The organism is Halomonas profundus, from assembly GCF_020865425.1.
GTDB lineage: Bacteria > Pseudomonadota > Gammaproteobacteria > Pseudomonadales > Halomonadaceae > Vreelandella > Vreelandella titanicae.
On the sequence record NZ_CP086344.1, the window covers coordinates 1,921,275 to 1,941,839 of the forward strand.

The window sequence follows — 20,565 nt, forward strand, 5'->3', positions numbered from 1 at the left end:
AAACGGCTGCCTAGGCAGCCGTTTTTAGGTTTTACAGCAGCGCGTCGAGCTTCTCTTTTAGCAAGCCGTTCACCTGCTGTGGGTTGGCGGTGCCGCGTGACGCCTTCATCACCTGACCAACAAAGTAGCCGATCATTTTACCGCGTTTTTCCGGCTCCGAGTCGCAGTACTGGGCGACCTGAGCGGGGCTGTCGGCAATCACTTGGTCGATCATTGCTTCAATGGCGCCGGTGTCGGTCACCTGCTTGAGGCCTTTTGCGTCAATCACCTCATCGGCGGACTCACCCTGACCGTTCCACAGCGCCTGAAAAACCTCTTTAGCGGCTTTGCCGTTAATGGTGTCATCCAGTACGCGGCTGATCAGCTCGCCTAGCTGGCGCGCTGAGATCGGGCTATTGGCAATGCTCAGGTTTTCGCGGTTAAGTGCCCCGGAAAGTTCACCCTGTACCCAGTTAGCTGCCTGCTTGGCATCGCCGCACTCGCTATGCACCGCTTCAAAGAATTCGGCCATATCGCGACTGGCGGAGATGACATTGGCGTCATAAGCAGACAGACCCAGCTCGTTCTGGAAGCGCTCACGCTTATCTGCTGGCAGCTCGGGCAACTGGCCACGCAGGTGGTCAAGATAAGCTTGGTCAAGCACCACCGGCAGCAGGTCAGGGCAGGGGAAGTAACGGTAGTCGTTGGCCTCCTCCTTGGTACGCATGCTGCGGGTTTCATCACGGTCTGGGTCAAACAAGCGGGTTTCTTGAACCACGCTGCCGCCATCTTCGATCAGCTCAATTTGTCGCTCAACCTCAAAGGCAATGGCGCGCTCGACAAAACGGAAAGAGTTAACGTTTTTAATCTCAGCGCGGGTGCCAAAGGCTTCCTGACCTTTGGGGCGTACCGAGACGTTAACGTCGCAACGCATGGAGCCTTCCGCCATATTGCCGTCGGAAATGCCCAGGTAAGTAACGATCGAGTGAATCGCTTTGAGATACGCCGCGGCCTCTTTGGCGCTACGCATATCCGGCTCGGAGACGATCTCCAGTAGCGGCGTGCCAGCACGGTTCAAGTCGATACCGGTCATGCCGTGAAAATCTTCATGCAGCGATTTACCGGCATCTTCCTCAAGGTGGGCATGGTGAATGCGGATACGCTTGGTGCTGCCATCTTCCAGCGTAATCTCAACATCGCCAGGGCCGACGATGGGATGGTACATCTGGCTGGTTTGATAACCCTTGGGCAGGTCGGGGTAGAAGTAATTTTTACGGTCAAACACCGAGACTTCGGCGATATCCGCATGCACCGCCAGGCCAAACTGCACGGCCATGGCCACGGCCTGCTCATTGAGCACTGGCAGCACGCCAGGTAGGCCTAAATCCACCGCGCAGGCCTGGGTGTTTGGCTCGGCGCCAAACGCCGTTGAGGCACCGGAAAAGATTTTTGAACGCGTTGCGAGCTGAACGTGGACTTCAAGCCCAATCACGGTTTCCCATTGCATTAGGCGTACTCCTCGGCAAAGGCAGGACGTTGTAAGTGCCAGTCGGTCGCTTGCTGAAACTGGTGAGCGACGTTAAGCAGCTGCGCTTCGGCAAAGTGGGTGCCCAGAATCTGGAGACCAACGGGGCGGCCACCGGCCAAACCCGCCGGCACGCTGATGCCGGGAATGCCCGCTAGGTTCACCGCGATAGTGTAGATATCCTGCAGGTACATCGACACCGGATCTTTTTTGGCACCCAGGTCAAACGCGGGGGTAGGCGAGGCGGGGCCCATCAGCACGTCGACGTCTTCAAAGGCGTCCAGGAAGTCCTGACGGATCAAACGGCGCACCTGCTGGGCTTTGGTGTAGTAGGCGTCAAAGAAGCCTTCAGAGAGCGTGTGAGTGCCGATCAGGATGCGTCGTTTAACTTCTTCGCCGAAGCCTTCAGCCCGCGAACGTGTGTAGAGATCGATCAAATCGCTGGGATTGTCGCAGCGGTGACCAAAACGCACACCGTCGTAGCGGGACAGGTTGGAAGAGGCTTCCGCGGGGGCGATCACGTAGTAGGCCGGAATCGCATAGTGGGTATGCGGTAGGCTGACCTCACGAACCGTCGCGCCTAGGGATTCGTAAACTTTTACCGCCTCACGGACGGCTTTTTCGACATCAGGGTCTAAACCATCGCCGAAATACTCTTTGGGAAGCCCGATCTTGAGGCCCGAAAGGGGGGCATTGAGGCCTTCCACATAGTCGGGTACGCCGCGGGCAACGCTGGTGGAATCGCGGCCGTCATGGCCCGCAATAACACCCAGTAGGTGGGCGCAATCTTCGGCGCTGCGCGCCATGGGGCCAGCCTGATCAAGGCTTGAGGCGTAGGCAATAATGCCGAAGCGCGACACACGACCATAGGTGGGCTTTAAACCGGTGATGCCACAAAATGCCGCGGGCTGGCGAATCGAGCCGCCGGTGTCGGTACCCATGGCGGCGGGCACCAAACCAGCCGCGACTGCTGCTGCGCTGCCGCCGGAGCTGCCGCCGGGCACCGCTGTCAGATCCCAGGGATTTTTGACCGGGCCGTAGTAGCTGTTTTCGTTGGAGGAGCCCATGGCGAACTCGTCCATATTGGTTTTGCCCAGGCTGATCGTGCCCGCCGCGTTGAGCTTTTCAACCACTGTGGCGTTGTAGGGGGCGATAAAATTATCCAGCATTTTTGAACCGCAGCTGGTTTTCACGCCCTGGGTGCAAAAAATATCTTTGAGCGCTAGGGGAATGCCTGCCAGCGGCCCGGCGTTGCCCGCCGCTCGGGCGTTGTCGGCTACTTCAGCCTGTTTCAGCGCTTGCTCGGCGGTCACGCTGATAAAACTATTCAGCTTGCCGTCAGCCTGTTCGATACGCTGCAAATAGTGAGCGGTCAGCTCGCGGCTTGAGAACTCACCGCTTTTTAGCGCGGCGGCGAGTTGCGTTAAGGTTTTCTCGTACATGACCCAGAAGCTCCGTTCAGGGGAGAAAAAAAGAGGCAATAGTGGTGGCTTGATTAAATATTCGTGCGTTGTTACTCAGCGTACTTATTCAACGACGCGGGGCACGAGATACAGGCCATTTTCCACTGCCGGAGCACAGCGCTGAAACGTGTCGCGCTGGTTGGTTTCCGTCACTTCATCGGCGCGCAGTCGCTGGGTCGCATCTAGCGGATGGGCGAGCGGCGTAACGCCTTCAGTATCGAGGCTTTGTAGCTGGTCGACCATGTCCAGAATCCGGCTTAGGTCGTCTACAAAGCCGCTGGCTTGGTCATCGCTGACAGCGAGTCGGGCCAAGTGAGCGGCCCGGCGCACATGAGATTCTTCAAGCGCCATGATCGATATTTCCTCATAAACGTGATGGAACATAATCGGCTTTAAGCGGTATACATACCGATATCAAAAAAACGTCTTGTGTTGCAGACGTGGAAAATAGCCGCAAAAGGTACCACATCTTGGCCTTAACGGGCAGTGTTAGGCGCGACTCGTGCTTGCTGCCAGGGGGTTGCGGTGATACCGTTTGCATCCGCACAGGGTTCCCGGTCTGCACTAGGTAACAACATCCATGTTTAAACGTTTGAGGGGGCTGTTTTCCAGCGATCTATCGATCGACTTGGGTACGGCCAACACACTGATTTATGTTCGCGGTCGCGGTATCGTGCTCGATGAGCCGTCCGTGGTTGCTATCCGCCAGTCTGGCAATATGCGCAGCGTCGCGGCAGTTGGTACTGATGCCAAGCGAATGCTGGGGCGTACGCCCGGCAATATTACCGCGATTCGGCCGATGAAAGATGGCGTTATTGCCGACTTCACCGTCACCGAGCAGATGCTTCAGCACTTTATCCGTAAAGTTCACCAAAGCACCTTCTTAACCCCCAGTCCACGCGTTCTGGTATGCGTTCCTTGCATGTCAACACAAGTAGAACGTCGGGCGATTCGTGAGTCTGCCGAAGGGGCAGGTGCCCGCGAGGTGTTCTTGATCGAAGAACCCATGGCGGCGGCAATTGGCGCTGGCCTTCCGGTTGATGAAGCGCAGGGGTCGATGGTGGTGGATATCGGTGGTGGTACCACTGAAATCGCGATTATTTCACTCAACGGCGTGGTCTACTCCGAATCGATTCGGGTGGGCGGCGACCGCTTTGATGAGGCCATTACCGCCTATGTACGTCGTCACTACGGCAGCCTGATAGGCGAAGCGACAGCCGAGCGCATCAAGGAAGAGATTGGTTGCGCCTACCCCGGTGGCGAACTGCGCGAAATTGACGTGCGCGGTCGTAATCTGGCCGAAGGCATTCCACGCAGCTTCACGCTCAATTCCCACGAAACCCTGGAAGCATTGCAAGAAACCCTGGGTTCTATCGTGGCCGCAATTAAGAGCGCCCTTGAGCAGTCACCGCCTGAGTTGGCATCCGACATCGCTGAGCGAGGCTTGGTGCTAACGGGCGGTGGGGCGCTGTTGCGCGACCTGGACAAGCTGATCGCTGAAGAGACAGGGTTGCCAGTAATTGTTGCCGAAGACCCGTTGACCTGCGTTGCTCGCGGCGGTGGTAAGGCGCTGGAGATGATTGATCAGCACACCTTTGAGTTGCTGTCGAGCGACTAATCGCAGCGGTTAATTGCGGGGGGATTGCCTATTAAACCGCTGTTTTCGCACGGGCCACTGCCGGGCTACCGGCTGTTTTTTTGCGTCTTGGCCGCCAGTGCATTGATGTTTGTCGACCAGCATTTCACGCGTATGGAGAAAGTGCGCGCGCAAATGTCGATGGTCGTTGCTCCTATTCAATGGGTCGTCAGTGTGCCTAGCGACCTGTTGAATTGGGGGTCGCTTGCGCTCTCCGATCAGCAGGCGTTGGTGGATGAAAACCGTCGCCTGCGTGAGCAGATTCTCACCCTTTCCCATCGTGGTCAGCGAATGGCGAATTTGACCGCGGAAAACAGCGAGCTGCGCGAATTGCTAAAAGCCGCGAAGCGGCGTGATATTCCTTATATCACCGCCGAACTGTTGTCGCTTGATAACGACCCCTTTAGTCATCAGATGGTGATTAATCGCGGCCATCGCAATGGCACCTACGTGGGGCAGCCGGTGATTGATGCCTCGGGCTTGGTGGGGCAAATTACCGCGGTCTCTGCCTACTCAAGTCGGGTACTGCTGTTAGCTGATGCCAGTCATGCGTTGCCGGTTCAGTTAAACCGCAATGGCTTACGTTTTATCGTCCAAGGGGCGGGGCGTTACAGCAGCGTTAATGTGATGCACGTACCTGATACGGCTGATATCCGTGAAGGTGATTTACTGACCACATCGGGCTTGGCTGGACGCTTTCCTCCGGGTTACCCCGTGGCGCGAGTCACCGAGGTGTTTCACGATCCGGGGCAGCCTTTTGCTCGCGTGACGGCCGAACCGATGGCTCAACTGCAGCGCTCGCGTCATTTCTTGCTACTTTTTCCGCCCCCGCGAGAGGAGGTAGAAGAACATGCCTGGGATGAGACGCTGGATATCTCCGCAGAGGCCTTGCGCTCTTCACTCCAGCTTTCAACAAGCCCCAACAATGCGTTGCGCGACTCAAATGCATCATCTCAAGAGGTGCCCTGATGCCACGAGCACCGATTGTTCCGCTAGTGATTATTTGGTTTAGTTTGGTCTTGGCTCTTTGCTTGCAGGTGATGCCGCTGGCCGATGGCTGGCAGGTATATCGCCCCGAGTGGTTAGGGCTGATGCTGATCTACTGGTGTATGCGCACACCCGACAGAGTCGGCGTTTTTCATGGCTTTGTGCTGGGGATTTTGATGGATTTAATTGAAGGCACCGTGCTGGGCCAGCATGCGCTTATTTATGCACTGCTGGCCTTCTTGTGTGCGCTGGTCTATCCCCGCTTCCGTGCTTATTCACTAGTACAGCAATCAGCGCTGGTGCTGGTGCTGTTGGGCTTGATGCAGCTAGTCGCTCAATGGCTACGCACTATCGTGGGTGATTTTTCGATTCATTTAGCCTTTTTGATTCCCGCGCTGATCAGTGCGTTGCTATGGCCATGGCTAGCGACGATGTTTCAAGCATTAGAACGTCGGTTGGCCGCTTCATGACTGCGCCTGTTTTGTGTTTAGCGTCTGCCTCTCCACGCCGTCGAGCTTTGCTGGCATCCATTGGTGTGCCGGTCGCGGTTCACCCTTGTGATATTGATGAGACTCCGCAGGTGGGTGAGTCGGCTCAAGCGTATGTGCAGCGCTTAGCAGTTGCCAAAGCCGAGGCAGCAGCCCCTTTTACCCACTTGCCTATCCTAGGTTCAGATACCGCTGTGGTGGTCGATGGGCGTATCCTAGGTAAACCAGCGAATGCTGAGGAGGGCGCCGAGATGCTGCGGCTGCTTTCGGGGCGGTGCCACGAGGTGCTTACCGCTGTGGCGATAAGTGGGCCAGAAGGTATGCTCTCCTCCTGCGTGACTACTCAGGTGACAATGCGTGAGATAAGCGCTGATGAAATCGTTGCCTATTGGCGCACGGGTGAACCTGCTGATAAGGCTGGTGGCTACGCAATACAGGGGTTAGCCGCCATATTTGTAAAACAGATTCAAGGCAGTCACTCAGCAGTGGTAGGGCTACCGCTGTATGAGACGACGCACTTGCTATGCCGACAGGGAGTTCCTATCTGGCAGCGCGTTTAATTCTCTAGATATAGAGGGCAACGCCGCCTGTATCGCTGGCAAGGAATACGTCAACCAACAAGGAATTTTGCATGAGCGGTGAAGTTCTCATCAATTTAACGCCAATGGAAACCCGCGTCGCGCTGGTTGAAAATGGCGTTTTGCAAGAGGCACTGATCGAGCGTTCCCGTCGGCGTGGCATCGTGGGCAATATCTACAAAGGCAAAGTAGTGCGTGTGTTGCCTGGTATGCAGGCTGCCTTTGTTGATATTGGCTTAGAGCGGGCGGCATTTATTCATGCCCACGAAGTGATGCCACCCGGCACGCCGCTCGATGAGCAGCAGACCATCGGCCAGTTGCTTCATGAAGGTCAGGCGTTGGTGGTGCAAGCGACCAAAGACCCTATTGGAAGTAAAGGTGCGCGCTTAACCACGCACCTCTCGATCCCTTCCCGCTATTTGGTGTATATGCCCGACTCGCCGCATCACGGCGTTTCGCAGCGCATCGAGGATGAGCGTGAACGCGAGCGTTTAAAAGCCCTGCTGGATAACAGCGTGGCGGAGCAGACGCTGGAAGTGACGGGTGGCTTTATTGTCCGAACTGCCGCGGAAGGCGTAGGTGACGAAGAGCTAAAAGGCGATATGCACTTTCTGTTGCGGCTGTGGCGTAAGGTGAGTGAGCGTAAAGTCACCGCGACGCCACAAAGCGTCATTTATGATGATTTGCCGCTCTTTATGCGCACTCTGCGCGACGTAATGCGCGACGATATTGAAAAAGTGCGTATCGATTCGCGGGAAAACTTCGTCAAACTGGTCGAGTTTGCCGAAGAGTTTATGCCCGATGCCGTTGAGCGGATTGAGTACTACCCAGGTGAGCGCCCCATCTTTGATCTCTACAGTGTCGAGGATGAGATCCAGAAAGCCTTGGGTCGCAAGGTGCAGCTGAAATCCGGTGGCTATCTGGTGATTGACCCCACCGAGGCAATGACCACCATTGATGTTAATACCGGCGGCTATGTAGGTCACCGCAACCTTGAAGAGACCATTTTCAAAACCAACCTTGAGGCGGCCACGGCGATTGCCCGCCAACTTCGGTTGCGCAACCTGGGCGGCATCATCATTATCGACTTTATCGATATGAGCGATGTTGAGCATCAGCGGCAAGTGTTGCGAGTATTGGAAAAAGCCTTAGAGCGCGACCACGCTAAAACCAAGTGTACCGGTGTCACCGAGCTTGGCTTGGTTCAGCTTACCCGCAAGCGCACCCGGGAGAGCCTGGAGCAAACGCTCTGCGAAGCATGCCCCACCTGTAGTGGCCGGGGCACACTTAAAACGCCTGAGACTGTCTGCTACGAAATTTTCCGTGAAATTCTGCGCGAAGAGCGTGCCTACAGTGCTGAAACTTATATGGTGCTTGCATCGCAGCCCGTTGTTGACCGCTTACTAGATGAAGAGTCAGCGGCAGTGGCTGACCTGGAGACGTTTATCAATAAAACGATCCGTTTTCAGGTTGAGCAACACTACTCCCAAGAGCAGTACGATATTGTGCTGATGTAACCATGCTGACTCGTTCGCTGGTGCGTTGGAGTTTGCTGATAGCGGCCTGGCTTTTGGGCAGCGCGGCTGTGCTGCTGTTGCTGCTGCGTCTAGCGATCAGCCAATCCGATGCCCTTACCCCCCACATTGAAGCGTTACTCGAGGCGCGCATTGGCGTGCCGGTGACCATCGATCGCTTATCGCTATCGCTAGCGCGTAGCGATCTACTGCTACGGCTTGACGGGGTGAACGCGGAAACCCCCGATGGCCAAGCACTCTTTTCCCTTGAGCATGCGGGACTGCGCTTAGATACCTGGGCGTCGTTTGCCAATCTGGCACCGATTTTTAGTGATGCGCGTATCAGTGGTACACAGGTTCACCTCTATCAAGGTTCGGGGAGGTCTTTACAGTGGCCTGAGCCTGCGGAGTTACCGCTATTGATGGCGGCAGAACCCGATGTGGATCTGGCCACAATTGATAGCTGGGCGGGCTTGATTCTACGCCAACGCCTGTGGGTGGATGACACGCGGGTTGTACTGCACGGCAAAGACGACACCGTGATGCTGCATGCTCAGACACTGCTGCTGACCGGTGATGAGCGGCGCACAAGGTTAGAGGGCGCCATCAATATTGCCCCATCGTTAGAGCAGGCTCGCGATATAGACCTTCCTGCGGCGGAAATGAAGGTCGAAATGCAGCCCGGCCGACGAGGTTTTAGCGATTTTTCGGCAGCACTGCAGTTGGATATTCAGCTTGATCAGTTAGTGGTTCTGGCGGATATGTTTCGACCTGATCATGCCGCCTATTTAGAGCAAGCCGGGGGCAGTGCGCGGCTATGGGGGCGTTGGACCACCGGGCGCCTTGAGGAAGCTCGTGTTGCCGTCGACGTTCCACAGTTGACGCTTCGCCACCAGGTTCAGTACGCGGTGTTAAGAGATATTAAGGCTAATGGCCTGTGGCAGCGCGACGGCGAAGGTGGTGAGGCGTGGCTAAGCGGCGACGCGGAGAGCGTTGAGTGGGCCCAGCCCCCTGGAGGTAACGTTGGGCCAGCGTTGCCACGCCACTGGCATGCCACCCACCAACCAGGACAGTGGGAAGTGCGCACCAGCGCCTTTGAGCTTGCCTCGCTGACCGCTTGGCGTGACTACGTATTGCTCCCTGAATCCGTCACCCGGGTATTACAAACCCTCGCTCCCCGTGGGCAAGTCGAGGGTTTGCACGTGGGGCAGCAGGATGGCCACTGGGGAGTGGATGCGGCGCTAACCGGCGTGGAGGTCTCACCGTGGCAGCAGGCACCGGGCGGAGGCCCGCTGGATGCCTGGGTACAGGCGCGGGATTTACGCGGCCGCGTGCTGTTTAGCAGCAACGGTGAAAGCACCCTCTACTTTCCTGAGTTTTTTGCCGCTCCCATGCAACTGCGACGTGCTGAAGGGGAAGTGGAGTGGGTATACGACGGCCCCAATACCATGGTGAGTGGCAAGCGCCTAAGCGTCGACTGGGACGGCGCCCAGATAGCGGGCGGCTTTGGTTTGGTGACGGGTAATCAGCGCGGGCATTTTGGTTTAGACCTCAATTTCAGTGACGTGGATGCTGTTGAGCGTCCGCTGGCCCAGTGGTTGCCGCTCAGCGTCATGGATGACGAGCTTCGCGAATGGCTGCTTAATGATATTGGTGGCTACGTGAGCGAGGGCTCCCTACAGCTTAGCCAACCGTTAGGCGAAGGGGCGACCGCCAACGACTTTACTGCAACGCTCGCTCTGGCGGTGACCCAAGGACATTTGCCGATTGCGCCAGGCTGGCCACGTCTTGACGACGTCGAGGGGCGCTTAAAGTGGCAAAACAGAGTGTTAGAAGCTGAAATTGATAACGCTCAGAGCCATGGCATCACTGCTTCAGAGGGTGAGGTGGTGATGGAGGATGAGACGCTCAACCTTTCGGGGCAGTTAACATCGGATGGGCCAGCGCTGATATCATTTTTACAGGCAATGCCCGAGATTGATCTTTCCCCACTAAGTGATTTGCGCGTAACGGGTGGCGTTAACGGCGATATTGCGTTGTCGTTGCCGTTGGCAAACCCTGAAGCGCTGCAACTGGAAATCAATGCTCGGCCACGCTTTCCGGAAGTGGTGTATAAACCGCTCGATCTACGTCTTCAATCGGTTGAGGGGGATCTCGCCTGGCTTCAAAACGGGAAGAGTTCAGGTCTCGTCGGTGAGGTTAGTGGGCAGTTGCTGGGAGGCCCTATCAACGCTGATATTGATACTCAACGCAACGACATACAGCTGCAGGGGAGTGTCGCCACTGGGGCGCTTTTTGGGCTTGCAGGGTTGGATAGTCAAGGGCGTATGCCGCTAGAAGGACCGCTAGAGTGGCAGGGCAGTGTCGCCCTAACGCCAACGCCCATCCTGCGCTTGGAGAGTCGTTTAGTCGGCGTCACCAGTCATCTTCCCGAGCCCTTTGCAAAATCGCCACAGCAGGCCTGGCCCTGGACATTAACCGCCGATATGGACACAAAACGTATCGAAAGCCGCCTAGCCGATATCGCTTCTGCACGACTGCAACAGCTTAATGGCTCGCTTGCCGGGACGCTAAATTTAGGCAGCCAGGCGGTGCGCCTGCCCGACTGGCCCTCCCAGCCAGGGGTTAGTATCGATGCTGCCCTACCTCGCATTGACCCGCTAGCGTGGCAGCAGGCGATTTCACCGCTAATGCCCAGCGGGTTGCTCAGTGCGTCGGGTGGAGGTACTCAAATACCGTTGGCGGTCTCGTTAGCCACACCCTGTGTGGTTTACCAAAGGGAGTGTTTAGGCAGCCTTAACGCGTCGGGAGGCGTGAACGATGGCCGGATCGATTTGGGGCTAAGCGGTAATCTGGTCACTGGGCATTTACTGTACGATGCTCAATCACCGCAACCGTTAGATGTGGCCATTGAAGCGCTGGCGCTTGATCGCTTGCTGGCGTTAGCCAATGTTGAACACGACAGCGATGCTCCGATGCCAGACTCCTGGATGGAAACGGTCGACACCCAGCGCAAGGTGCCTGTGGCCATTCCTGATTGGCTAGCCGATGTGCCCAATGGACGATTACGCTTAGCCGAAATTGCTATGGGGCCGCGCCGCTTCGGCCCTTTGACTGCTTACTGGAAAACTGACGGCGAGCGTTTTTCGCTTACCCCCGTTGGCTTAACCCTGGGTCAGCTCTCTGCGCGAGGTGAGCTTTACTGGGAGGGGGACGCTGTTTCCAGTCATACCCGTGCGGACATTACGATTCAGGGTGGCGACATCGGCACCGCCCTTGAGCGTCTTGACCAACCGGTGGCCATGCGTAGCCGAAGTACCGATGTGGCTGCTTCGCTTGATTGGCCGGGGGCGCCCTGGCAGTTGGAGTTAAGCCGCTCAGATGGCTATATCAGTACCGACATTCGTGATGGCCGCTTTGTCACTCTGGAATCGGCACCTGCGCGCTTAATTGGCTTGCTCAATTTCGATAATATTTTACGTCGTCTACGCTTGGATTTTTCCGACGTTACCGGCCGCGGCACGGCATTTGACCGTGTTAAGGGGACGGCTGATGTTACTGGTGAGTTGCTGACGCTGCGCGGGCCATTGCAAATTGATACTCCGGCCACCACCCTAACGCTTACCGGCAGTGTCAACCTGGTGACGCGTGAACTTGACCAGCGGCTTGGCGTCACACTACCAGTGACGCAAAGTTTACCGATCGCGGCGATTGCCGTTGGCGCACCCATCGTGGGTGGCGCGCTGTTCCTTGCTGACCAGCTGTTTGGCGACGCCTTAGATCGCGCCACGACACTCCATTATCGCGTGCGAGGCCCTTGGACTTCGCCGCAGGTTACTTTAGAAGGCCCCCAATGACCGCATATAAAAGTGATGTAGATACGGCCGCTGCCATTCTGTTGACCCCCGGAGGGCTCGATTTAGAGGCTCTGGAAACGGGGTTGGGCTACGCCATGGGCGCGGGCATTGACTATGCCGATCTCTATTTCCAGCGTACCTGGCAAGAGGGCTGGGTACTGGAGGATGGAGAGGTAAAAGAGGCCAGCTACAATATTGACGGTGGCGTCGGCGTACGCTCACTGGCAGGTGAAAAGACTGGCTTTGCCTACTCCAACCAAATAACGGCCGATGCGCTAATGGACACCGGCCGCACGGCGGCAGGCATCGTCCGCAGCGGTCAACGTCTGCCTGGACAGTTGGTGCGCCCGGTATCCGCCATGTCGCGCTATGCGGGAATCGACCCCCTGGCCGGGCTAAGCGCGGAAGACAAAGTCGCCATGCTAAAACAGGCTGACAAAATCGCGCGTGCTGCAGACCCGAGCATCAGTCAAGTGAGTGCTTCTCTTTCAGGTACCTACGAAGTAGTGCTGGTGCGGGCAAGCGATGGCACCTTGGCGGCGGATATTCGCCCGCTGGTGCGCTTTAATGTCAGCGTTATCGCGGTTAAAAATGGTCGTCGTGAGCGTGGCAGTGCGGGCGGCGGTGGCCGTTACTCCATGGCCAAGCTGCGCGATGACCAAGTTGCCGAGCAGTACGCCAAAGAGGCGGTGCGTCAGGCACTGGTCAACCTGGAAGCCGTCGATGCGCCCGCGGGGCAAATGCCTGTGGTGCTGGCGTGGGGGTGGCCGGGAATTTTGCTTCATGAAGCCGTCGGCCATGGTTTGGAAGGGGATTTCAACCGTAAGGGCAGTTCCGCTTTTGCTGGCAAAATGGGCGAGCGCGTGGCCGCAAAAGGCGTGACGATTGTCGATGATGCGACACTATCGGATTGCCGTGGCTCGATGAGCGTGGATGACGAGGGCACGCCGGGCCAATACACGCCGCTTATCGAAGACGGCATTTTGACCGGCTATATGCAGGACAAACTCAATGCCCGCTTAATGGGTATGGCTCCCACAGGCAATGCGCGACGCGAATCCTTTGCCCACCTGCCGATGCCGCGCATGACGAATACGGTCATGCTTGCGGGCCAAGATGAGCCCAGCGATATTATCAAAAGCGTTAAGCGCGGTATTTACGCGGTGAGCTTTGGGGGCGGGCAGGTGGATATCACCTCTGGCAAATTTGTGTTCTCTGCCAGCGAAGCCTACTTGATTGAAGACGGTAAGGTGACGGTGCCGGTGAAAGGCGCCACCTTGATTGGTAACGGGCCGGAAGCGATGCAGCGTGTTTCCATGATTGGCCATGATATGGCGCTGGATACCGGCATTGGCGTGTGTGGTAAAGAAGGGCAGGGCGTGCCGGTGGGTGTGGGCCAGCCCACCCTGAAATTGGATGAGCTGACCGTCGGCGGCACGCAGTCTTGATAGGCGGTCTTGAAAAACCGTCTTAAAGAGGCTGTTTTTAAAGTGCGAGGGTTTCGCGCAGGTGTTTGAAGAGCTTGCGCGAGCTGGTCGGCGGTTTGCCCTGTTCGCGTTCCCGCTGGGCGTTGCGAATCAATTGACGCAGTGTCTGGCGATCGGCGTCGGGGTGCTCCGCCATAAACAGGTCAACTGCCGCATCGCCCTCGTCAATTAAGCGTTCCCGCCATTTTTCCAGTCGGTGGAACGCGTGGTCGCGCTGCTTTTGCTCCTGGTCGATGGAGTCGAACACGGCTTGAATGGCGGTAAGATCCTCTTTACGGATCAGCTTACCGACATACTGCATATGGCGGCGGCGACCTTCATGGGAGCGAATACGCGAGGTTTCCTCGATAGCGCGTAGCATATCGTCAGAGAGGGGGAAACGGGCGCGTTCCGCCGGTCGCATGGCGATTAAGGTTTCCCCAAGTGCCTGTAAGGCATGCATTTCGCGTTTGAGTTGCGACTTGCTAGGGCGTTCTTCCTGTTCTTCTACTTCAACGGGATCGGGACGTTGCTTACGCATAGTGTGACTCACAGACAAGATTCGTGGCGGCATTATACCAGCTGCGAGTACAACATTGATTCGCCGATGACACTCTCTTGCAAGACTTTGGTTGAGAGGCATTCGGTTGAAATAGGAGGCCATATGGCACAGGCATTTGATGCATCCGCGCAGCAGTCGCTATTGACCGCGCGCGCCGAAGAGGCGTTAGCGCTGGCGAAGCGCTTGGGCGCGGATGCTGCCGAAGTAGGCGCAAGCGTCGATCAGGGTATAGGCGTTAGCGTACGCCTGGGCGAAGTTGAAACGGTTGAGTTATCCCGTGACCAAGGCATTGCCGTCACGCTATACGTGGGTCAACGTAAAGGCAGCGCTTCATCCACTGATGCCAGCAGTGCCTCGATCCAGGCAGCCGTAGAGAAAGCGCTGGCGATTGCCCGCTATACCGGCGAAGACCCGGCCGCAGGGTTGGCCGATGCCTCCCTTATGGCTACTGAGTTGCCCGATCTAAAAGTGCACTACCCCTGGGCGCTCACAACGGATGAGGCGATTGAGTTAGCGCTTGCCTGCGAGCAGGCGGGGCGAGACGTTGACGGCATCTCACAGTCAGATGGCGCGTCTCTCTCCAGTGGCGAAGGGGTGCGCGTTTACGCCAATAGCCACGGCTTTTTAGGTACCCAAAAGGGCAGTAGTCACTCTCTTTCTTGCATGCTGATTGCCCAAGACGCGAGCGGTATGCAGCGTGATTATGACTACACCTCTGCCCGTGACCCCAAGGCGCTACGTGACCCCGCTGAGGTGGGGCGCGAAGCCGCGATGCGTACGCTGCGCAGGCTAGGTGCTAAACGGCCGCCAACGGGCACCTTTCCGGTGCTGTTTGACCCATCGTTGGCCAGTGGCTTGATTGGCCACCTGCTCGGTGGGTTAGCCGGTGGTGCGCTTTACCGGCAGGCCTCGTTTTTGTGCGACCGGCTCGGTACACCATTGTTTCCCGACTGGTTTAGTCTTGAAGAGCGGCCAATGGAGATTGGCGCTACGGCAAGCTCACCGTTTGATGGCGAGGGCGTGCAAACGCGCAATAATCGCTTTATCGATCAGGGACGCATTGCCAGCTATATGCTCTCTTCTTACAGCGCTCGTCGTCTCGATATGCAAACCACGGGCAATGCCGGTGGGGCACGTAACGTGCGTTTAGCAACGCCACTGCAATCACGCGAAAGCTTGTTGCAAGAGATGGGGCGGGGTATTTGGGTGACTGAGTTGATGGGCCAAGGTGTCAACGGTGTGACCGGTGACTATTCCCGCGGTGCAGCAGGTTTTTGGGTCGAAAATGGAAAGGTGCAGTACCCGGTCGAAGAGTTCACCATTGCCGGAAACCTGGAGCGGATGTTTGCTGGCTTAGTAGGTATTGGCGATGACACTGATACCCGTGGCAGTGTTCACACGGGTAGCTGGTTGATTGATGCCATGACCGTGGCGGGGGACTAACAAGCCAAGCGGCGGCTTACTGATCCTCCTCAAAGCGGGCGTCGAACAGCGCTTGAATCGCTTCAAGCGCCTGTTCGGCGTCATCGCCTTCGGCGGTGATTCTAAGCTCGGTGCCACAAGGTGCGGCAAGCATCAGCAGTGACATGATATTGGCGGCGTCGGCGGCCTGTTGCTGTTTGTAAACGCGTATTTTTGCCGTGAACTGTTGGCCGCATTTGACCAGTTTTGTCGCCGCGCGAGCGTGTAGCCCGCGTTGATTGGTAAGTGTAAGTATGCGTTCTGGCACCCTGGTTCCTTTTCGCCGAGTGGTGTCATTAATGGATAGACGCGCTTAAGAGGTCTCTGGCCGCTCGTTAGGTGTGGAAGCGCTGACGAGGGGAGCGGCCAACTGTTCGCTTATGGTGTAGTGCAGACCCAGTTCGCGGTGGCGAAGTTGAACTTCGCCCATGCTAGGAGTCAATTTTTCCGCTAACTTCTCGGCCATATAGACCGAGCGGTGCTGGCCACCAGTACAGCCAATCGCGATAGTCATGTAGCTACGTTGGCTATTCTGGTAAGCGGGTAGCCAACGCTCTAGCCAGGCCAAGATGTCGTCGCTCATGGCATCAACAATCGGATAGCTGTTCAAAAAAGCCACGATTTCCGCGTCGCGGCCAGTGAACTGGCGCAGCGTTGGATCCCAGTACGGATTTGGCAGGCAGCGCACATCGAAGACCAGGTCGGCGTCTAACGGTACGCCGCGTTTATACCCAAACGATTCCAGCGTTAGCGTCAGCTTGTCGCGCCGCTGATGGGCTACTTGGTCGGTAATGCGACGGCGTAAATCGTGCACCGATAATCGTGATGTATCGATCAATAGATCGGCCAGATCGCGAATATCCTCTAGCGTCGTCTCTTCTTTATTGATCGCCTCTTCCAGCGTCATTTCGCTATCGCGGGTCAGCGGATGACGGCGACGCGTTGCTGAGTAACGCTCAAGCAGTATGCGCGCATCGGTGGTCAGGTAAATAACTTGAAAGACGATTTTACGCTGGCGCAACTCGTCTAATAAAGAGGGCAGGCGCTCCAGAGCTCCCGGCAAATTGCGGGCATCAATACTCACCGCTAAATGTGCTCGGTCGCCCTGGTCACGCAGTTCATCCACCAACGACCCCAGCAACATAGCTGGGAGGTTATCAATCGCGTAGTAGCCAAGATCTTCCAGCGCTTGCAAGGCGATAGATTTACCTGACCCGGAGCGGCCGCTAATGATCACCAGTTGCATAGAGTCTCTCTTTGCTTTGATCAAGCTGCGTTGAGGGTGGTGAGCGGATAACCTGCTGTGATCTGCCCTGAACAGGGTTTCAGACCCTTAGGCCGCTGATTGCTCGCGAATTTTGGCGGTAATCAGCTCAAGCAGTTCGCGCTGGCTGGCTGCTTTACGCAGTTGCTGGCGCGTGTCCGCATCATTCATGATGGTCGCTACCTGACCCAGTAGTGAGAGATGCGTGTCATCTGCCTCTTCGGGTACCAACAGGACAAACACCAGATCTACCGGGTCGCCGTCGATAGCGTCAAAATCGATCGCTTCAGCCAGTTTCAAAAATCCAGCGATAGGGGCGTTGCAGTGGGGGCTACGCGCATGAGGAATAGCCACGCCGTTACCAATACCCGTACTACCTAAGCGCTCGCGGCCGATTAAACGGCTAAACACTTCTTGGCTGTCCAGGCTGGGGATATTTTGGGCGATAAAGGTGCTGTAAAACTCCAGCACCCTTTTTTTGCTGCCCCCGGGGACGTCGAACAGAACGCGTTCCGGGGGGAGTATGGTTTCCAACGTCATTGAATTAACGCACACCGGCGCCTTGGGCGCGAGCTTGTGCTTTTTCCTTGTGTTTAACGAGTTGACGGTCGATTTTGTCCGCTAGTGCGTCGATAGCGGCGTACATATCACTGTCTAGGGCTTCCGCATGTAAGTCAGCACCTGCGGCGTGCAGCGTACAGGCGGCCTGCTGGCGCTCTTTCTCCACTGATAAGGTGACTTGCACCGTAGTTATATTGTCGTAATGGCGCTCTACACGCTCAAGCTTCTCGTTGACATAGTCACGCAAGGCGTCAGTCAGTTCTACGTGATGACCAGTGATATTTACTTGCATTGACGTGCTCCTTATCCATCGGACTGTACTTCGATTGTAACCCTTTTTGCCGCGTTGCAAAGCCCTTGTCGAGAGTTTCCCTGAAACGTTAACGAAGTTAGCGCAAACGACGCCGTTCACTGGAAGAGGGAATGCCCATGGCTTCACGGTATTTCGCCACCGTACGACGCGCCACTTGAATCCCTCCTTCGCCTAATAGCGTCACTAAGCGGCTGTCTGAAAGCGGCTTGCCGGGCGGCTCCTCTTGAATCAGTTTCTTGAGTCGTGCACGGATGGCGGTGCTGGAGTGGCTGTCGCCATCTTGACCGCTCACCTGGCTTGAGAAAAAGTATTTGAGTTCAAACACACCACGGGGTGTATGGATATATTTTTGCGTCGTTACCCGTGAAATAGTCGACTCGTGCATCTCCACGGCTTCGGCAATGTCGGCCAGTATCAGTGGTTTCATGGCTTCTTCGCCGTGCTCTAAAAAGCCAATCTGGCGGGTAATGATTTCGCGACCAACACGCAGCAGCGTATCGTTTCGGCTAGAGAGGCTCTTGATCAACCAGCGCGCTTCCTGCAAGTGCTCTTTGAGAAACTGGTTGTCATCGCTTTTATCCGCACGCTTAATCAAGCTGGCGTAGTCGGGCTGAATGCGCAGCCGTGGCAGGGCCTCGGGGTTGAGCTCTAAATGCCAGCCTTCATTATCGTGGCGGACGACTAGATCGGGGGTGACATAGCTGTCATCGGTGTCGCCGTAGGCGCTGCCTGGGCGTGGGTCTAGGCTGCGAATAAGCAGGATGACATCGGCCAGCTGTTCGTCGTCGAGCCCTAGACGGCGTTTCAGCAGACGCATATCGTCTTTGCCAAGCGCTTCGAGAAACTGCCGCACCAAGCGGCGGGCGGGAACCAGCAGTGGCGTATTATCGGGGAGAGCGGCGAGCTGCAGCATCAAGCATTCACGCAAGTCACGGGCAAATATGCCGGTCGGCTCAAACTGCTGGAGCTTGAGTAGAATGGTTTCCACTTCGCGTTGGCTTAGCCCGTCAATGCCCTGGGCACGAAGCCCTTCACGGATGTCGTTGAGCGGCTGGGTCAGGTAGCCGTTGGCGTCTAGCGCGTCGATTAAACTTTCCGCGACAAGCTGCTCGCGAGCGCTAAAATCGGTCATGGCGAGTTGCCACAGCAGGTGGCCATGAAGGCTCTGCCCGGCTGCCTGGCGCTCAAAGTCGGGGCCTTCGCTGCTGCTGCCCCCCTGGCTTCCCATATCTTGATAGGTATCTGACCAGTCGCTATCTACCGAGAGCTCAGTAGGGATGCTCTCTGACCACTCTTCTTCCTTAGGCTCGCTGACAGCCTGTTCACTAAATTCATCTTCCTGCTCCAGCATGGGATTGGCATCGAGGGCCTGCTGAATTTCTTGACGAAGATCCAGCGTAGAGAGTTGCAGCAGCGCAATGGCCTGCTGCAACTGGGGCGTCATGGTCAGCTGTGTGCCGATACGCAGTTGGAGAGAAGCTTTCATGACCATCTGAGAACCACTCGTTAATCAGAATGCTCCACCCTAGTGCGAGTGAGTGCTTGGCGCAAGTGCAATAAGCATGCCATTGGTCGTAAAGTTGTTTTAAAGCGCTATTTAGGGGCGATTAAGGCAAAAACATTACAGGCGAAAATCGGCGCCCAAATACACATCCCTTACTTTTTGGTTGGTGAGAATCGAGGCGGGCGAGCCACTGGCGATGATTTGCCCATCGCCGACGATATAGGCGATATCGCAAATGTCTAGTGTTTCACGCACGTTGTGATCGGTGATCAGCACGCCGATATGGCGCTGTTTCAGTGCACGAATGATGGTTTTAATCTCACCTACCGAGATGGGGTCAACGCCCGCAAAAGGCTCATCGAGCAGAATAAAAGCGGGCTCTGTGGCTAGCGAGCGGGCTATTTCTACACGCCTGCGCTCGCCGCCCGAAAGGCTCATGCCCAGGTTGTCGCGAATATGGGTGATATGGAAGTCTTCGAGTAGCGCTTCCAGGCGCTGTTCGCGATCGCTGCGGTTAAGCTCTTTGCGGGTCTCGAGTATCGCCATAATATTCTCGGCAACCGAGAGTTTGCGGAAAATAGACGCCTCTTGAGGTAGATAGCCAATCCCCGCGGCTGCGCGCTCGTGCATGGGGGCGCGCGTTAAATCCACATCGTCGATACCCACCTTGCCAGCGTCGGATTTGACCAGCCCAACAATCATATAAAATGAGGTGGTTTTGCCCGCGCCGTTGGGGCCCAAAAGGCCAACGACACTGCCTTGGGATATCTCTAGATTGATGTCTTTGACCACTCGGCGGCGTTTGTAGCTTTTAGCCAGGTGGTGGGCATAAAGGGTTTTGATCGGCGCAGTGTCAGCAGTGGCCACAGCTAGGCTCCCTATTGTTCAGGCTGAAGGGTCATGCGTATGCGCTGGGGCTCGCTGCCATCAACGTCAGAGCGCGCTTGAATCACTTCTCGGTCAATAAAATACTCAAGGCGACCGCCACTAAAGGTGTCCTCTTGCTGGGTCAGTTCGGCTTGGTCGATCAGCTCTACGCGACGCTCGGCGACGTGATAAATAATCCGCCGCGCCCAGCCTTCCGTGGGGCCTTCTTGCCCTTCGCCTTGATGGCGCAAGTAGGCGCGCTCACCGGTAGCGGTGGCTGTCGAGAGTTCGCCCGCGTCGTTGCGTTCGATCTCTACCCGCTCGCCGCGCAGCTGCATTTCGCCTTGGCGAATGTCCACATCCCCAGTATAAACAGCTGTGCCTGCCCGCTGATCAAGATCTAAACGGTCGGCTTCCACTTCCACTGGGGCTTGTTGGGAAGATGAGTTGGTTTGGGCTAACACTGATAAAGGTATCGCTAAACCGAACAGTGCAGTGTAGAGCAGGGCTGGGGAAATCATGGCTTTCATGGCGGTTCCT

19 protein-coding genes are annotated in these 20,565 nt (G+C 56.5%); 8 read left to right on the forward strand and 11 right to left on the reverse strand.

From position 1 onward, the window contains the following. Positions 1–31 precede the first annotated feature (31 nt). The 3 genes from gatB to gatC all read right to left on the reverse strand — a co-directional run bounded on the left by gatB (position 32) and on the right by gatC (position 3,318). Positions 32–1,486: an Asp-tRNA(Asn)/Glu-tRNA(Gln) amidotransferase subunit GatB gene (gatB, locus tag LMS44_RS08520; RefSeq protein ID WP_009287767.1), complete on the reverse strand. Its 1,455-nt coding sequence runs from the start codon at positions 1,484–1,486 to the stop codon at positions 32–34. Further along, on the reverse strand, positions 1,486–2,946 hold the full coding sequence (gene gatA / locus LMS44_RS08525) for an Asp-tRNA(Asn)/Glu-tRNA(Gln) amidotransferase subunit GatA (protein ID WP_039859774.1): 1,461 nt from the start codon (positions 2,944–2,946) through the stop codon (positions 1,486–1,488). Before gatA ends, gatB begins: the two co-directional genes overlap by 1 nt. A gap of 84 nt (positions 2,947–3,030) precedes the next feature. Continuing rightward, positions 3,031–3,318: an Asp-tRNA(Asn)/Glu-tRNA(Gln) amidotransferase subunit GatC gene (gene gatC, locus LMS44_RS08530; RefSeq protein WP_022523948.1), complete on the reverse strand. Its 288-nt coding sequence runs from the start codon at positions 3,316–3,318 to the stop codon at positions 3,031–3,033. 229 nt (positions 3,319–3,547) lie between these two features. Here gatC and LMS44_RS08535 point away from each other — a divergent pair, with 229 nt between their 5' ends. From LMS44_RS08535 to tldD, 7 genes are all read left to right on the forward strand, one after another. Continuing rightward, positions 3,548–4,585, forward strand: a complete 1,038-nt coding sequence (locus LMS44_RS08535) for a rod shape-determining protein (RefSeq protein ID WP_007114671.1) — start codon at positions 3,548–3,550, stop codon at positions 4,583–4,585. 24 nt (positions 4,586–4,609) lie between these two features. After that, positions 4,610–5,572, forward strand: coding sequence for a rod shape-determining protein MreC (gene mreC, locus LMS44_RS08540; protein WP_009287769.1), 963 nt, complete (start codon positions 4,610–4,612; stop codon positions 5,570–5,572). Beyond that, positions 5,572–6,060, forward strand: coding sequence for a rod shape-determining protein MreD (gene mreD / locus LMS44_RS08545; RefSeq protein ID WP_022523947.1), 489 nt, complete (start codon positions 5,572–5,574; stop codon positions 6,058–6,060). Before mreC ends, mreD begins: the two co-directional genes overlap by 1 nt. After that, positions 6,057–6,638, forward strand: a complete 582-nt coding sequence (locus LMS44_RS08550; protein ID WP_022523946.1) for a Maf family protein — start codon at positions 6,057–6,059, stop codon at positions 6,636–6,638. The genes mreD and LMS44_RS08550 overlap by 4 nt, the downstream gene beginning before the upstream one ends. 71 nt (positions 6,639–6,709) lie before the next feature. Next, positions 6,710–8,173, forward strand: coding sequence for a ribonuclease G (rng, locus tag LMS44_RS08555; RefSeq protein WP_022523945.1), 1,464 nt, complete (start codon positions 6,710–6,712; stop codon positions 8,171–8,173). Between the two features lie 2 nt (positions 8,174–8,175). Then, complete coding sequence (locus tag LMS44_RS08560) at positions 8,176–12,027, forward strand: YhdP family phospholipid transporter (RefSeq protein ID WP_159176624.1); 3,852 nt, start codon at positions 8,176–8,178, stop codon at positions 12,025–12,027. After that, complete coding sequence (gene tldD, locus LMS44_RS08565) at positions 12,024–13,475, forward strand: metalloprotease PmbA/TldD family protein (RefSeq protein WP_498947231.1); 1,452 nt, start codon at positions 12,024–12,026, stop codon at positions 13,473–13,475. The genes LMS44_RS08560 and tldD overlap by 4 nt, the downstream gene beginning before the upstream one ends. Positions 13,476–13,512: 37 nt before the next feature. On the opposite strand, the gene yjgA is transcribed toward tldD, so the two are convergent. Further along, complete coding sequence (gene yjgA, locus LMS44_RS08570) at positions 13,513–14,034, reverse strand: ribosome biogenesis factor YjgA (RefSeq protein ID WP_159176625.1); 522 nt, start codon at positions 14,032–14,034, stop codon at positions 13,513–13,515. A gap of 123 nt (positions 14,035–14,157) precedes the next feature. Between yjgA and pmbA the strand changes: the two genes are divergently transcribed. Beyond that, on the forward strand, positions 14,158–15,498 hold the full coding sequence (gene pmbA / locus LMS44_RS08575) for a metalloprotease PmbA (protein WP_027959079.1): 1,341 nt from the start codon (positions 14,158–14,160) through the stop codon (positions 15,496–15,498). Positions 15,499–15,514: 16 nt separating this feature from the next. On the opposite strand, the gene LMS44_RS08580 is transcribed toward pmbA, so the two are convergent. The 7 genes from LMS44_RS08580 to lptA form a co-directional block, all read right to left on the reverse strand. Then, on the reverse strand, positions 15,515–15,784 hold the full coding sequence (locus tag LMS44_RS08580; protein ID WP_027959080.1) for an HPr family phosphocarrier protein: 270 nt from the start codon (positions 15,782–15,784) through the stop codon (positions 15,515–15,517). Positions 15,785–15,829: 45 nt separating this feature from the next. Then, positions 15,830–16,762, reverse strand: coding sequence for an RNase adapter RapZ (gene rapZ, locus LMS44_RS08585; protein WP_159176626.1), 933 nt, complete (start codon positions 16,760–16,762; stop codon positions 15,830–15,832). Positions 16,763–16,849: 87 nt separating this feature from the next. Beyond that, positions 16,850–17,320, reverse strand: coding sequence for a PTS sugar transporter subunit IIA (locus LMS44_RS08590; RefSeq protein WP_039859784.1), 471 nt, complete (start codon positions 17,318–17,320; stop codon positions 16,850–16,852). Positions 17,321–17,324: 4 nt separating this feature from the next. Next, positions 17,325–17,633, reverse strand: coding sequence for a ribosome hibernation-promoting factor, HPF/YfiA family (gene hpf / locus LMS44_RS08595; RefSeq protein WP_007114683.1), 309 nt, complete (start codon positions 17,631–17,633; stop codon positions 17,325–17,327). A gap of 97 nt (positions 17,634–17,730) precedes the next feature. After that, positions 17,731–19,146, reverse strand: a complete 1,416-nt coding sequence (locus LMS44_RS08600; RefSeq protein ID WP_278369434.1) for an RNA polymerase factor sigma-54 — start codon at positions 19,144–19,146, stop codon at positions 17,731–17,733. A gap of 129 nt (positions 19,147–19,275) precedes the next feature. After that, positions 19,276–20,025, reverse strand: coding sequence for an LPS export ABC transporter ATP-binding protein (gene lptB / locus LMS44_RS08605; protein WP_022523936.1), 750 nt, complete (start codon positions 20,023–20,025; stop codon positions 19,276–19,278). A gap of 11 nt (positions 20,026–20,036) precedes the next feature. After that, positions 20,037–20,555, reverse strand: a complete 519-nt coding sequence (gene lptA / locus LMS44_RS08610; RefSeq protein WP_159176628.1) for a lipopolysaccharide transport periplasmic protein LptA — start codon at positions 20,553–20,555, stop codon at positions 20,037–20,039. Positions 20,556–20,565: the final 10 nt, after the last annotated feature.

What these genes read in the sequence shown, in the direction of transcription:
- gatB (WP_009287767.1), bottom strand. Translation starts at nt 1,486, where the DNA reads ATGCAATGGGAAACCGTGATTGGGCTTGAAGTCCACGTTCAGCTCGCA.
- gatA (WP_039859774.1), bottom strand. Translation starts at nt 2,946, where the DNA reads ATGTACGAGAAAACCTTAACGCAACTCGCCGCCGCGCTAAAAAGCGGT.
- gatC (WP_022523948.1), bottom strand. Translation starts at nt 3,318, where the DNA reads ATGGCGCTTGAAGAATCTCATGTGCGCCGGGCCGCTCACTTGGCCCGA.
- LMS44_RS08535 (WP_007114671.1), top strand. Translation starts at nt 3,548, where the DNA reads ATGTTTAAACGTTTGAGGGGGCTGTTTTCCAGCGATCTATCGATCGAC.
- mreD (WP_022523947.1), top strand. Translation starts at nt 5,572, where the DNA reads ATGCCACGAGCACCGATTGTTCCGCTAGTGATTATTTGGTTTAGTTTG.
- LMS44_RS08550 (WP_022523946.1), top strand. Translation starts at nt 6,057, where the DNA reads ATGACTGCGCCTGTTTTGTGTTTAGCGTCTGCCTCTCCACGCCGTCGA.
- rng (WP_022523945.1), top strand. Translation starts at nt 6,710, where the DNA reads ATGAGCGGTGAAGTTCTCATCAATTTAACGCCAATGGAAACCCGCGTC.
- LMS44_RS08560 (WP_159176624.1), top strand. Translation starts at nt 8,176, where the DNA reads ATGCTGACTCGTTCGCTGGTGCGTTGGAGTTTGCTGATAGCGGCCTGG.
- tldD (WP_498947231.1), top strand. Translation starts at nt 12,024, where the DNA reads ATGACCGCATATAAAAGTGATGTAGATACGGCCGCTGCCATTCTGTTG.
- yjgA (WP_159176625.1), bottom strand. Translation starts at nt 14,034, where the DNA reads ATGCGTAAGCAACGTCCCGATCCCGTTGAAGTAGAAGAACAGGAAGAA.
- pmbA (WP_027959079.1), top strand. Translation starts at nt 14,158, where the DNA reads ATGGCACAGGCATTTGATGCATCCGCGCAGCAGTCGCTATTGACCGCG.
- rapZ (WP_159176626.1), bottom strand. Translation starts at nt 16,762, where the DNA reads ATGCAACTGGTGATCATTAGCGGCCGCTCCGGGTCAGGTAAATCTATC.
- LMS44_RS08590 (WP_039859784.1), bottom strand. Translation starts at nt 17,320, where the DNA reads ATGACGTTGGAAACCATACTCCCCCCGGAACGCGTTCTGTTCGACGTC.
- hpf (WP_007114683.1), bottom strand. Translation starts at nt 17,633, where the DNA reads ATGCAAGTAAATATCACTGGTCATCACGTAGAACTGACTGACGCCTTG.
- LMS44_RS08600 (WP_278369434.1), bottom strand. Translation starts at nt 19,146, where the DNA reads ATGGTCATGAAAGCTTCTCTCCAACTGCGTATCGGCACACAGCTGACC.
- lptA (WP_159176628.1), bottom strand. Translation starts at nt 20,555, where the DNA reads ATGAAAGCCATGATTTCCCCAGCCCTGCTCTACACTGCACTGTTCGGT.